The organism is Bradyrhizobium sp. AT1 (assembly GCF_001590795.1).
Classification (GTDB): Bacteria; Pseudomonadota; Alphaproteobacteria; order Rhizobiales; family Xanthobacteraceae; genus Bradyrhizobium.
This window is the reverse complement of sequence record NZ_JXDL01000001.1, coordinates 676,241-689,717: the sequence shown is the minus strand read 5'-3', so window position 1 is coordinate 689,717 and position 13,477 is coordinate 676,241. Positions and strand designations below refer to the sequence as shown.

The following is a 13,477-nucleotide window of genomic DNA, read 5'->3' as shown; positions in this document are numbered from 1 at the left end:
CGCCCGTGGGGAGAGGTCACCCGCCCTAGTCGGCCGTCAGGATGTCCGGCTCCTTGAAGTTGTTCACGTCGAGCCCATGCTTCTTCAGAAGCTCCATGTGCGTGCCGGCCTTCTGTACTTCGATCAGCGCAGCCATCACGGCGTCACGGAATTTCGGCTTGTCCCTGGGGACGGCGATTCCGACCGAATACGGAATCGTCACCGCGATCGCCTTCTCCAGCTTGTCCGGATAGGCCTTCACGGCGCTGTCGACGGTGTTGACGTCGTTGATGTAGGTGTCGGCGCGCCCGGCGAGGATCGCCTGGATGCAGTTGGCGTTGTTGTCGTAGAGCTGGATGGTCGGCTCGGGCTTGCCGGCCTTCTTGCACTCCGGAATAAGCGCCTGGATCAGCGGCACCTCGACATAGCCGGTGTTTTCGGCGGCTGCCGTGCCGCACATCGACATGTTGATGCCGTTGATGCCCTTCGGATTGCCCTTGGCCACCAGGACGCCGTCGAACACCTTCGAATAGGTGATGAAGTCGGCGGCCTTGGCGCGCTCCTTGGTGGCGTAGATGTCGGAGATCACGATGTCCGCCTGGCCGGCCGCGAGCGTGGTCAGGAGTGCCGCGAACGTCACGGGCTTGTAGGTCAGCTTGAAGCCGAGGCATTCGCCGATGGCTTCGCCGAGATCGATGTCGAAGCCGATATATTTGCTGGGATCCTTGGGATCGATGGTCTCGTAGCCCGGCGTGTGCGGGTTGATGGCGTTGACGAGCGTCTTGCCCTTCCAGTCCGGATATTTCTCCTGCAGCGCGGCACAGGCGGCGGGTGCCGCGGCCTGTGCACTCAACGGTGCCGCGGCAACCAGGCCGAAGGCGATGCTGGCGCCGAGCACAAGATTGCGCCATGGCGTTGCGCGCGCCGTTCCCCGCCGCGCCTGGGGCAAATGCCGTCTCTCCATCTCCCGCTCCTTCGAATTGTCATGGCAAAGGCCATGTTCCAGATCTCGGAAGCGAGCCTAGGGGGAGAGCCAACGGGAAAGCTTGTCCGCGGGCGTACAAAAAATTGGATGGAGGGGCCTGCGATTTGGGCAGGCGGCTGCTCAAAAGCTGTTCGGGGGCGCGAGATGGCGAGAAACGCACGAGATACGCCATGTCGAATTCGGAGAAATCAAATGATTTCGGCTTGGGCAGCAATCTGCTCGATCGAGGAATCACTCAGTGAGGCCGCTTGACGGAAACATGACGCTCAGCGGACGCATCTGCGGCGCTATCCACAGCACTTCACAGCCTGTCCGCAGCATATCCACAGGCCGATGATGGCGGATTCGACAGCTCGCGCATGCCACTTGCTGCGCACAAATCCACAGACCAGGCGGTTCAGCCGCCGGCCTGATCAAACACGCTGCGGCAGGCATCGCTCAGGCTCGAGCGATTGCGCCGCAGGCACGCCGTGATGGCGCGGACGTTGGGGATTTCGCCGGCGCAGAGCCGGTAGACGTCGGGGGTGCAGGCCCGGCGCTGGTCGGCCGTCCCCTGCGCTTGGGCAGCGGAGGCGAACAATGTCAGGAACAGCCCGAGCGTTGAGGCGCGGCGCGCCCGGCTCTTCACACCCGCGGATCGCAAGAACCTCGCCTTCATGACCAGTCTCCTGTCTGCCCTGCCCGCCCGGCCTGCATTGGCCGGTGTGTGGAGGGGTAGGAGAAATAAATCGCGGGGGATGTGATCTCTTTCACACTGCCTAAGCGGCGGAGGAACCTAGAGTCCCCGCGGGGATTTTTTAGACATCGCTAACCACTCGGGACCCGACCGCCGGATCGTTAAAATCTGAGCGATCGGATCAATCGGGTAACAAACCGGCTTTGCGACATTGCGCCATCCGCGTTCTGCGAGGGTTGTGATGAGAAGCGAAGCCGAATTCAATCTGCTGCTGGATGCCGTCCGGGACGCCATGGTCATTGAAGATTTTGCAGCCGCGCCGGAGGAGGAATTCGTGCCCCGCTCGTGGAGTTTCGACGCGACGCCCCGTGCGGCCAACGACAATGAGGGGGCCTGGCCCCTCCTGCCGTTCCCCGACGGCTGGTACGCGGCCTGCTGAGGGTCGTTTTCAGCGTGAATCGAAGCGCCCGCCTCGCGGGCGTTTTGCTGTTTGGGCCAAGCCGGACGCCCGGCGCCGCAACGGTCAGCTCTTGACGCGATCCTCGCCATCCTGCGTCACCCGGTCGGGTACGGCCGATGGAAAGATGCTGTCATAGATCGCGCGGGCCTCACGGATGAGGCGAGCCCGCTCCAGCTCGGTTTTCGGGACAAATCGGACGATGTCGCCCACGGGTCGCTCCAGCGCTCGTTGATGTCAGTCACATCACTTCGCAGATGCGAACTCTATGCCAGCGGGCGTGAACCGGAGGTTTCCAGCACACCCCCGGGCAAACCCGGTAGCCTGCCGCCCCGGCCATGGCGGACGACCGCGCGCAGAGTTGCCGCGGAACCTGCGTCGAGATCGAAATTTGCTGAAAGATCAGAGCTTTGGAATGGAGGCCACGACCAGAATTGAACTGGTGTACACGGTTTTGCAGACCGTTGCGTAACCACTCCGCCACGTGGCCCCGTAAGGGCGGAGCAATATAGGGGAAGCAGGGTTTAGGCAACCGCCTTCGTCCCACTTTCCCGGCGAGTTTCAGCAGCTTGATACCGACTTGAGGCGCTAGGCCCTGGCCCCGCCCGCTCCGCCGAGATACCGGGCGAGAATCTCGTCGGTCGTGCCGGCCGCCGTGATCCGCCCCTGCTCCAGCAGGATCGCCCGGTTGCAGGTGCTCTTGATCAGCTCGACGTCGTGCGAGGCAAGCACCAGGATGCCGGCGCGGGCGACGATCTCGTCGAGCCGCTGTCGCGCCTTGTTGCGGAACTGCTGGTCGCCGACGCCGATCCATTCGTCGAGCAGCACGATCTCGCCCTCGACCGCGGTTGCGACCGCGAAGATCAGGCGCAGCATCATGCCGCTGGAATAGGTCCGCAGCGGCAGGTCGAGCCGGTCGCCGAGCTCAGTGAATTCGGCGATCTCCGCCCGCCGCGCGTCGATCTCGGCACGCCGCGCGCCGATCACGAGGCCGCGCCGCATGATGTTCTCGTAGCCGGTCGCCTCCTCGTCGAAGCCGGCCGACAGATCGAACAGCGACAGGCAGCGGCCAAGCACGTCGATGCTCCCCGCGGTCGGATGATAGATGCCTGCGAGAACCCGCAGCAGCGTGGTCTTGCCGGCGCCATTGGCGCCGATGATGGCGAGGCGATCGCCGGCACGGATCTCGAGGCTGATCTCGTTCAGCGCCGTGATGATGTGCGAGATCGCCGCCTTCCGGCGCAGCGTCACGGCGCTGACGAACCGGCTGCGCAGCGATCGGTCGCGAAACGACAGCACCGGAAACGTGACCGAGACGTCGCGCAGCACGATGTGGGCCGTGGCGGTCATGTGCGCGTCATAGCCAATACGCCACGCGATGGCGGTATTTCGCATAGCAGCCGAGGCCGATGGCGGCGACGACGAGCGCATAAAGCATCCCGAGCAGCCATTGCGCTGTATCGGTCGGCTGCGACAACAACGGCCGGCGCACGAGATCGAGCAGCGTCGCAAACGGATTGACCCAAGTCAGCCAGTGAAAGGCGGTGCCGCGCACACTGTCCTCGGTCCAGATGATCGGGGTGAGAAAGAAGACGAATTGCAGGCCGCTGACGATCGCCGAACCAATGTCGCGAAAGCGCGCGCAGAGCATGCCGAGCGCGACCGCGCCGCCGAGCAGTGCGAGAAACAGGATGGCAAATCCGGGCACCGCGAGCAGCATGGTCCAGTGCAGCGGCCAGGGCATCACGACGTAGAGCAGCGCGACGATCACCAAATGATGCGCGAAGATGAGGACGTTGCGCGCGATCATCTGGAGGACGTGAACGATCAGCGGCGCCGGCACCGCCTTGATGAGATGACCCGACGCCACGAAGATGTTGGAGCCCTCCTGGAGCGTCGTGGCGATCGGGGTCCAGACGATCAGACCGACCGCGAAGGACGGCAGGAAGGCGGCGATGTCCTGCTTGAACAGGGCCGCATAGACCGTGCCGACGCTTGCGATCGTCGCAGCCAGCGTCAGCGTGATCCAGAGCGGGCCGATCACGGTTCGCCGGTAGCGCAGCGAAATGTCCATCAGCGCGAGCGTGCCCCAGCGATCGGGCCGCGCCGCCTGTGTCAGAATTTCCTTCGCCGCGAGCTGAATTCGATTGCCCCTTCGGTTGCCGCTCTCCGATGCCGCAACAGCACGGCGGATCGCGATCGGTCTCGACCGATGGTCTCTAGATGCCCGCGCCTTGCGATGCAATCGACCGTACAGACGAAGTGGGCCGAAGTCAGGCTCGTTTGCGCCGCCGGAAGTCGCGCCGCCCCTTCGGGGCAGGTTTTGGCGCCAATTCCGGCATCTCGGCCTGGACCTCGCGGTAGCGTGTCAACAGCCGTTCAAAACTGGCATGCAGCGTCTCGGCGATATCGGGGCGCCGTTCGAGGCCGGCGAGAATCGTCGCCGCGGCCTCGATGGTCGAAAGCCCGTCGTTGCGCGGCTCCTTGCGCAGACGCCCATAGCGCGAGGGGTGCGCCGGGTTGAGGATCACGCGCTGACATTTGAGCATCCAGGGATTGCGCCACCACAGCGCCTTGGCCTGGCTCCACGTGCCGTCGAGCAGCACGATTCCTTCGAGCTTGCCGAGGATCGCGCGTTGATTGTCCGCGACCTCGCCCTTGCGGTTGAGCGCAACGATTTCGCCTTCCGCTTCGAGAGCGGCGGCGCGGGCCGAACCGAGATAAAGCACGGCCCAGTGCGAGGCATTCTCGACGTGATGGCCCAGCGCCTTGGACAGGCTCGGCCAGGACAGGCCGACTTTCACGGTGGCGTTGGCGAAATGGCGGGCGAGCAGGCGCGCGGTGCCGAGCGCCCTGTCCTGCTCCTGCGGATGCTGCAGGATCAGGAGCGACAGCCGGTTTTCAATCGGCGTGACGCTGTCGCAAATGCAGAGCGGCATCGGCTTCTGGCAATGCGGGCATTCGGGGATCTGCTCGGCCGGGGCAGCGGATTTGGTTTCAGGCGGCTTCGACATGGCCGCCGCTATACGCTTGATGCGGCGCTTCAACAACCTATTCCGCGGGTGCAGCCAGCGGGCGCGGCGACGATCGCCGCCGCAGGCGGTCGATCAGGAGGTAGATCACGGGCGTGGTGTAGAGCGTCAGGATCTGCGAGACGAACAGGCCGCCGATGATGGTGATGCCGAGCGGACGGCGCAGCTCCGTGCCGGGGCCGGTGGCCACCACCAGCGGAATGCCGGCGAACAGCGCCGCCATGGTCGTCATCAGGATCGGACGGAAGCGGGCCTGGCAGGCCTCGAAGATCGCCTCCGCCGAGGACAGGCCGCGCTGGCGTTCGGCGTCGAGCGCGAAATCCACCATCATGATGCCGTTCTTCTTGACGATGCCGATCAGGAGGATGATGCCGACGAAGGCGATCACCGTCAGCGGCGTGTTCGTGAGCTGCAAGGCGAGCAGCGCACCCAACCCGGCCGAGGGCAGCGTCGAGATGATCGTGAGCGGATGGGCGAGGCTCTCATAGAGCACCCCGAGCACGATATACATCGCCACCAGCGCGCCAAGGATCAGGAGCGGCTGCCGACCGCTGGTCTTGGCGAAGTCGCCGGCATTGCCGTCGAAGCTGCCGCGGATGCCCTCGGGCATGTGCAGCTCTTCCACCGCCCGCTGGATGTTTTGCGTCGCCGCCTGAAGCTGCACGTCCGGCAGCAGGTTGAACGACACCGTCGTCGAGGGGAACGACTGCGAGTGATAGACCGCGAGCGCGGCAAGACCGCGCGTCGCGTGCACGACGGCCGACAGCGGCACCTGTGCATCGCCCGCGCCCGCGACATAGATGCGCTCGAGGTTGGAGGGATCGACCTGGAATTTCGGATCGATCTCCAGCACGGTCATGTACTGGTTGCGCTGGGTGTAGATGATCGAGATCTGCCGCTGCGAGAACGCGTTGTTCAGCGCATTGTCGATGTCCTGAACCCTGACGCCGAGCGCCGAGGCCTTCTGGCGGTCGATGCTCAGAGTGAGTTGCAGCCCGCCGGGATCGCGATCGCTGGACACGTCGGTGATGCCCTCGACGCTTTCCATCCGCTTGGCGACAATCGGCGCCCATTTCTGCAGCAGACCGAGGTCGGTGCTGCTCAGCGTATACTGAAAGCTGGAATCGCTCTGCCGGCCGCCGGCGCGAACGTCCTGGGCGGCGAACATGAAGAGGCGGATGCCCGGGACAGGGTAGAGCGCGCGCCTGAGACGGTCGATCACGACCTCCGTCGAAACGTGGTCGCGCTCCTCGGGCGGCTTCAGGCTGATGAACATGGTGCCGCGGTTCGAGGTCGCTCCCCCCGGCCCGCCTCCGCCACCGACGGTCGAGCCGATGCCGGCCACGGCGGGATCCTTCATGACGATGTCGGCGAGCCGCTGCTGAAGGCTGAGCATGGACTGGAACGAGATGTCCGCCGAGGCCCGCGTCGCGCCGATGACGAAGCCGGAATCGTCGGTCGGGAAATAGCCCTTGGGAACCTTGATATAGAGCATCACGGTAAGGCCGATGGTGGCGAAGAACACCAGCAGCGTCAGCAGCGGGAAATCCAGCACGGTACGCAGGGTACGGGCATAAAATGCGACGATGCGCGACAGCGAGCCTTCGATGATGCGATCGAACATCGTTGCCGTGCCGGACGTCGTCTGCCGTATGTAATGGGCGCAGATCATCGGCGTCACCGTCAGCGACACCAGGGTGGAGACCACGATCGCAAAGGTCAGCGTCAGCGAGAACTCGCGCAACAGGCGGCCGACGATGCCGTCCATGAAGATCAGCGGCGTGAAGGCCGCGATCAGCGACAGGCTGATCGAGACCACGGTGAAACCGATCTGCCGGGCACCCTCGACCGCCGCCTGGAACGGCCGCATGCCGTGCTCGAGATTGCGGTACATGTTTTCGATCATGACGATGGCGTCATCGACCACGAAGCCGACCGAGATCGCCAGCGCCATCAGCGACAGATTGTCGATCGAGAATCCCGCCAGCCACATGCCGGCGCAGGTGCCGGCCAGAGCCAGCGGCACCGAGATGCCTGCCGCGATCGTCGGTGTCAGGCGGCGCAGGAATACGAACACCACGACCATAACCAGGATGGCGGTCGCCAGCAGCGTCCATTGCATGTCCATCACGCTGGCGCGGATCGTGCTGGTGCGGTCGACCAAGGTGGAAACGTCCACGCCGGCCGGGATCCACTGCTTCAATTCGGGGATCAGCGCCTTCACCCGGTCGACAGTATCGATGACGTTGGCATCGCCCTGCTTGGTGATCTGGATCAGCACCGCCGGCTGCTTGTTGAACCAGGCGATCGAACGGGCATTGCGGACCCCATCCTCGATCTCGGCGACGTCGGACAGCCGCAAGAAGCTGCCGTTCGCGCTCTTGATGATGATGTCCCGGAATTCCTTGGCCGTGCGCATCTGCTTGTTCAGCGACAGCGTCTCACTCTGGCGCTCGCCGTTGAAGATGCCGACGGGGCCAAGCGGATTGGCGTTGATGATCGCGATTCGGACGTCGTCGGTGGCGATGCCGGCATTCGACAACGCCACCGGATTCAGCTGGATCCGCACCGCCGGCTGGTCCGCGCCGCTGATCGTGACGTTGCCGACGCCGGGGACCTGCGAGATGCGCTGGGCCAGCACGGTGTCGGCGACATCGTAGATCGCGCTCGCCGCAAGGGTTTTCGAGGTTAGCGCCAATACGAAGACTGGCGCGCCGGCGGTATTGGCCTTGCGGAAGCGCGGCAGCGTCGGCAGGTCGCTCGGCAGATCGACCATCGCAGCGTTGATCGCCGCCTGCACGTCGCGCGCGGCCTTGTCGATGTTGCGGCCAATGTCGAACTGAAGCTGGATGCTGGTCGTGCCGAGCGTCGAGGTCGAGGTGATCTGGTTGATGCCTGAGATCTCGCCGAGTCGCCGCTCCAGCGGCGAGGCCACCGTTGCCGCCATCACGGACGGATCGGCGCCGGGCCGGCTGGCCGAGACGAAGATGGCGGGGAAGTCGACGTTCGGGACCGAGGCGACGGGAAGGAACTCGTAGGCGACCACACCCAGCAGGAACAGTCCGATCGACAGCAGCGTGGTGGCGACCGGGCGGCGGATGAAGGGCTCCGAGATCGATGCCATCACTGCATCCCCTCGGTCGCGCCCGCGACCGGCGGGCCGCCGGTTTCGGCCGGGGGCAGCGCCTGCTCGAGGCGACGGTTGATGCGGTCGAGCGCGAGATAGATCACGGGCGTCGTGTAGAGTGTCAGGAGCTGGCTGAGCAGCAGGCCGCCGATGATGGAGATGCCGAGCGGGAAGCGGAGCTCGGCGCCGGTGCCGCTCTCGATCGCCAGCGGCAGCGCGCCGAACAGCGCCGCCAGCGTCGTCATCATGATCGGGCGGAAGCGCAACAGGCAGGCCTGCACGATGGCTTCGTTCGGCGACATGCCCTGCCTGCGCTCGGCCTCGAGCGCGAAGTCGATCATCATGATCGCGTTCTTCTTGACGATGCCCATCAACAGGATGATGCCGATCAGGCCGATCACCGAGAGGTCCTGCCCGCACAGCAGCAGCGCCAGGATCGCGCCGACGCCGGCCGAGGGCAGCGTCGACAGAATCGTGATCGGGTGGATGTAGCTCTCGTAGAGCACCCCAAGCACGATGTAGATCGTGATCACGGCCGCGAGCAGCAGCCAGGGCTGGCCGGCGAGCGCCTTGGCGAATTCGGCGGCATCGCCCGCGTAGACGCCGCTGATGCTGTTGGGCATGCCGATCCGTGTCTCTATCGTCTTCACGGCATCGACGGCATCGCCGAGCGCGGCGCCGGGCGCGAGATTGAAGCTGAGCGACACCGAGGGGAATTGCGCCTGGTGCGAGATCGCGAGCGGCGCAGTGGTGCGCTTCAGCGTCGCCACGGCCGACAGCGGCACCTGCGCGTTGGGCGTGCCGGCGGTCGCGCTGGCGGCCCCCGGCAGATAGAGCTTCGACAGGATCGAGGGATCGCGCTGGTACATGGGCAGCGCCTCCAGCACCACGCGGTACTGGTTGGCCTGGCCGTAGATGGTCGAGATCTGCCGCTGCGCGAAGGCGTCGTTCAGCGTATCGGTGATGCCTTGCAGGCTGACGCCGAGCTGGCCGGCGCGGGTGCGGTCAACGTCGAGCTGCGCCCGCAATCCCCCCTCCTGCGCCTCCGAGGAGACGTCGCGGAACAACGGATCGCGCCGCATCTCTGCGACCAGCTTGCGCGACCATTCCGATACCAGCGTCGCATCGGTGCCGGTCAGCGTATACTGATATTGCGAGCGGCTCGACTGGGTCGAGATCTGCACGTCCTGCACCGGCTGGAAATAGACGGTCATGCCGGGAATACCCGCCACCCGCTCTTTCAGCCGGACGATGACCGCGCTGACATCGTCGCGCCGCTCGCCGCGCGGCTTCAAGGTCATGACGAGACGGCCGACATTGGTGGTCGGATTGACCGAGCCCGCACCGATCACCGAGACCACGCCTGTTACGTCGGGATCGGCCTTGATGGCGGAAGCCGCCTCGGCCTGCCGCTTCTGCATCTCCGCGAACGACACGTCGGGCCCGGCCTCCGTCACCGCCGTGATCGAGGCGGTGTCCTGCAGCGGCAGGAAGCCTTTCGGTGCGACGACGTAAAGGACGAGGGTCGCAATGAGCGTGGCGAAGGTCACGACCAGCGTCGTGCGCTGGTGCTGCAAGACCACCAGCAGCGTGCGGTGATAGGCCTCGACGGTGCGGTCGATGAAGCGGCTGACGGCGGCAAGCCCCGGCACCGACAGCTCTTCATGGGCGTGCTTGAGAAGGCGCGAGCACATCATCGGCGTCAGCGTCAGCGAGACCACGGCCGAGGTCACGACCGCGATCGTCAAGGTCAGCGCGAACTCGCGGAACATGCGTCCGACCAGGCCGGACATGAACAGCAGCGGGATGAAGACCGCGATCAGCGACACCGTCAGCGAGATCACGGTAAAGCCGATCTCGCTGGCGCCTTTCAGCGAGGCCTCCATCGCACTGTCGCCGTTCTCCATGTGGCGGACGATGTTCTCGATCATGACGATGGCGTCGTCGACGACGAAGCCGGTGCCGATCGTCAGCGCCATCAGCGACAGATTGTCGAGGCTGAAGCCGGCGAAATACATGATGCCGAAGCTGGTGATCAGCGACAGCGGCAGCGCCACGCCGGCGATCAGGGTCGCACGCAGCGAGCGCAGGAACAGCAGCACCACCAGAGTCACCAGCACGACGCTGAGAACGAGCGTGAACTGCACGTCGTGGACCGAGGCGCGGATGGTGACGGTGCGGTCGGAGACGATGGTGAGGTTCACGCCGGCCGGGATCGCGCGCTGCACCTTGGGGATCTCGGCGCGGATCTGGCTGACGACGTCGATGACGTTGGCGCCCGGCTGGCGCTGGATGTCGATGATGACGGCCGGCGAGCCCTGGTACCAGCCGCCGGTGCGGTCGTTCTCCAGGCCATCGACGATCTGCGCGACGTCGGCGATGGTGACCGGCGAGCCGTTGCGGTAGGCGATGATGACGGGCTTGTAGGCGTCGGCGGCTGCGATCTGGTCGTTGGCCGCGATGATGTAGGATTGCTGCGCGCCGTCGAGCGAGCCTTTCGGCCCGGAGACGTTGGCATTGGCGATCGCGGTGCGCAGATCTTCCATGGCGATGCCGTAGGCGGCGAGCCGCGCAAGGTCCGCCTGGATGCGCACAGCCGGCTTCAGCCCGCCCAGCACGGAGACGCGACCGACGCCGGAAATCTGGCTCAGCCGTTGCGCCAGGAGGGTGTCGGCGATGTCGCTCATCGCCCGCAGCGAGATGGTGTCCGAGCGCAGCGCCAGCGTCATCACCGGCGCGTCGGCCGGGTTCACCTTGGCGTAGGTCGGCGGATAGGGCAGCGTCTTGGGCAGCACGCCCGCCGCGGCATTGATCGCGGCCTGCACGTCCTGGGTCGCGCCGTCGATGTCGCGATTGAGATCAAACTGCAGCGAGATCTGGCTGACGCCGAACGAGCTCGTCGAGTTCATCGCCGACAGCGACGGGATCTGGCCGAGCTGCCGTTCCAGGGGCGCCGTGATCAGCGAGGCGATCACGTCGGGGCTCGCGCCCGGAAGCTGCGTCGTCACCTGCACGGTCGGGAAATCGACCTGCGGCAGCGCCGAGACCGGCAGTGCGAAATAGCCCAGCAGCCCGCCGATCAGGAGCGCGATGCCCAGCAGCGAAGTCGCGATGGGACGGCGGATGAAGGGTTCGGAGACACCCATGGGATCTGCCTGCCGCGTCAAGCGGCTGTTGTCGGGATCATGGCTGCTTGGCTCCATTTCCCGATGCACCAGGCCCTGGCGCCGGCCCGGTCTGTCCCTTCTGGTCGCCCTCGCTGCTCTTGCGCTTGGCGCGGAACTCGCCGTCCTTACCCTGTCCGTCCTTTTGCCCTTCCTTGGCACCATCCTTCTTCTGGGCATCAGGCCCACGCGCGCGCTTGCGCGGGGCGAGATCGGCCGACGGGGTCTGGTCGTCGCGGCCGATGGTCACCTTGGAGCCGTCGGACAGATTGGCAAAGCCGGTCGTGACCACCTTGTCGTTCGCCGTCAGGCCGCTGGAAATCACGGCGTCGTGCTCGTTCTGCTGGGTCACCGTCACGGGCTTGGCCGAGACGATATTGTCCTCGCCGATGACGTAGCTGAATGTCCCGATCGGGCCGCGCTGCACGGCCGATGTCGGCACCACCAGCGCCTGCGTCAAGGTCTCGACCTTGAGGCGGACATTGACGAACTGGCCCGGCCAGAGCTGGTAGTTGGCGTTGGGAAACTCCGCCTTGAGCTTGAGCGTGCCGGTGGTCTGGTCGACCTGGTTGTCGATGCCGGTGAGCTTGCCGGTGTCGATCACGGTGATCCCGTCGTTGCCGAAGACGTCGACTGCGAGCGCCCCCTTCGCCGCCGCCGCATTGACGCGCATGATCTGCTGCTGCGGCAGGCTGAACCAAACCGCGATGGGCTGCAATTGCGTGATCACTACGAGACCGGTGGTGTCGGAAGCGTGGACGATGTTCCCCTGGTCGACCTGGCGCAGGCCGGCGCGCCCCGAGATCGGCGCCACGATCTTGGTGTAGCTCAGCGTCGCTGCTGCGTTGTCGATCGCGGCCTGGTCCGCCTTGACCAGCGCCTCGGTCTGCGCGACCAGCGCGCGCTGGGTGTCGGCTTGCTGCTTGGAGCCGGCATTGGAGGCAGCGAGCTGCTCATACCGTGTCAGGTCGATGCGCTGGTTGGCGAGCTGGGCCTGGTCCTGAGCCTTCTTGGCGACCGCCTGGTCGTATGTCGCCTGGTAGAGTGCGGGATCGATCTCGCCGAGCACGTCGCCCTTCTTGACGTCCTGGCCTTCCGTGAAATTCACGGCGATGAGCTTGCCGTCCACCTGCGAGCGCACGGTCACGGTGTTGAGCGCGCGGATCGCGCCGACGCCGTCGAGATAGACAGGCACGTCCTGGATGCGCGGCGTCGCCGCCAGCACCGGGACCGGCAGATCGGGCCGCTGGTTGCGGCCGCTCGCCTGCTGCGGCTGCTGATGCCAGACGGTCCAGCCGAAATAGCCGAGCCCGCCGAGGATCGCGAGCGTGATCAGGGTCATGATGAAGCCGCGACCGCGCGATTTCTTTGCCGTCCCCTGCTCTACGCCCTGCTTGCTGTCCGGCTTAAAGAGCATTGACCGGTTTCTCCATTCGCGGCTCCCAGCCACCGCCGAGCGCCTGATACAGGCTGACGATGGCGAGCAAGCGGGCCAGTTGCGCCTGTGACAGCGCGTCTTCCGCCTGGAACAGGGTCAGTTGAGTGTTGAGCACGGTCACGATGTCGGCGGTGCCGGCGCGCAATTGCTGCTCGGCGAGATCGAAGGCGCGGCGAGAGGCGGTGACGACATCGCGCTGCAATTGCAGCTTGATCGTGGTCTGCTTGATCGAGAACAGCGCATTGTCGACGTCGGTAAACGACTGGATGATGGTCTTGCGGTAGGTCTGGAGCAATTCGTCCTGCCGCGCCTTGGCGAACTCGAAATTGCCGAGGATCCTGCCGCCGTCGAAGATCGGCTGCGTCGCGCTGCCGACGAGCTGGAAGAACGCCGCATGGGGCTGGAACAGTGAGACCAGCGCCGAGCTCTGATAGCCGCCATTGCCGGTGAGCTGAATGGTCGGAAAGAACTGCGCGCGGGCGTTGCCGACATTCGCCGTCGCCGAGGCGAGCTGCGCCTCCTGGCGGCGAATGTCGGGACGCTGCGTCAGCAGCTCCGAGGGCAGGCCGGGCGTCACGCGCGGGATCGCGATCCGGTCCAGCGCCGCAAGCAGGCGCAC

Annotated in this window: 10 protein-coding genes, 1 tRNA gene and 1 pseudogene; 1 reads left to right on the top strand and 11 read right to left on the bottom strand. The window is 65.4% G+C overall.

The annotated features are described in order from the left end of the window. Window positions 1-25: 25 nt before the first annotated feature. Window positions 26-943: an ABC transporter substrate-binding protein gene (locus SE92_RS03255; RefSeq protein WP_157095045.1), complete on the bottom strand. Its 918-nt coding sequence runs from the start codon at window positions 941-943 to the stop codon at window positions 26-28. A gap of 418 nt (window positions 944-1,361) precedes the next feature. After that, window positions 1,362-1,622, bottom strand: coding sequence for a hypothetical protein (locus SE92_RS03250; protein ID WP_063194439.1), 261 nt, complete (start codon window positions 1,620-1,622; stop codon window positions 1,362-1,364). A 259-nt stretch (window positions 1,623-1,881) separates the two neighbouring features. Between SE92_RS03250 and SE92_RS03245 the strand changes: the two genes are divergently transcribed. Next, window positions 1,882-2,079, top strand: a complete 198-nt coding sequence (locus SE92_RS03245) for a hypothetical protein (protein WP_063194438.1) — start codon at window positions 1,882-1,884, stop codon at window positions 2,077-2,079. 84 nt (window positions 2,080-2,163) lie between these two features. On the opposite strand, the gene SE92_RS36455 is transcribed toward SE92_RS03245, so the two are convergent. The 9 genes and pseudogenes from SE92_RS36455 to SE92_RS03205 form a co-directional block, all read right to left on the bottom strand. Beyond that, entirely contained in the window at window positions 2,164-2,310 is a 147-nt protein-coding gene (locus SE92_RS36455) for a hypothetical protein (protein WP_198172545.1), read from the bottom strand. 203 nt (window positions 2,311-2,513) lie between these two features. After that, window positions 2,514-2,587: transfer RNA gene (locus SE92_RS03240), tRNA-Cys, on the bottom strand. A gap of 98 nt (window positions 2,588-2,685) precedes the next feature. Then, window positions 2,686-3,291, bottom strand: a pseudogene (locus tag SE92_RS03235) (ABC transporter ATP-binding protein); the annotation flags it as partial. Window positions 3,292-3,454: 163 nt separating this feature from the next. Then, on the bottom strand, window positions 3,455-4,171 hold the full coding sequence (locus tag SE92_RS03230; RefSeq protein ID WP_063194436.1) for an ABC transporter permease: 717 nt from the start codon (window positions 4,169-4,171) through the stop codon (window positions 3,455-3,457). Between the two features lie 199 nt (window positions 4,172-4,370). Next, entirely contained in the window at window positions 4,371-5,111 is a 741-nt protein-coding gene (locus SE92_RS03225; RefSeq protein WP_063194435.1) for a tRNA-uridine aminocarboxypropyltransferase, read from the bottom strand. Between the two features lie 37 nt (window positions 5,112-5,148). Continuing rightward, a complete protein-coding gene (locus SE92_RS03220) occupies window positions 5,149-8,253 on the bottom strand; it encodes an efflux RND transporter permease subunit (RefSeq protein WP_063194434.1) in 3,105 nt (1,034 codons plus the stop codon). Beyond that, on the bottom strand, window positions 8,253-11,402 hold the full coding sequence (locus SE92_RS03215) for an efflux RND transporter permease subunit (protein WP_063203319.1): 3,150 nt from the start codon (window positions 11,400-11,402) through the stop codon (window positions 8,253-8,255). The genes SE92_RS03220 and SE92_RS03215 overlap by 1 nt, the downstream gene beginning before the upstream one ends. 37 nt (window positions 11,403-11,439) lie before the next feature. Then, a complete protein-coding gene (locus SE92_RS03210; RefSeq protein ID WP_063194433.1) occupies window positions 11,440-12,837 on the bottom strand; it encodes an efflux RND transporter periplasmic adaptor subunit in 1,398 nt (465 codons plus the stop codon). Continuing rightward, window positions 12,827-13,477: TolC family protein (locus SE92_RS03205; RefSeq protein ID WP_198172543.1), on the bottom strand; the 651-nt coding region annotated here is incomplete at its 5' end. The genes SE92_RS03210 and SE92_RS03205, both read right to left, overlap by 11 nt.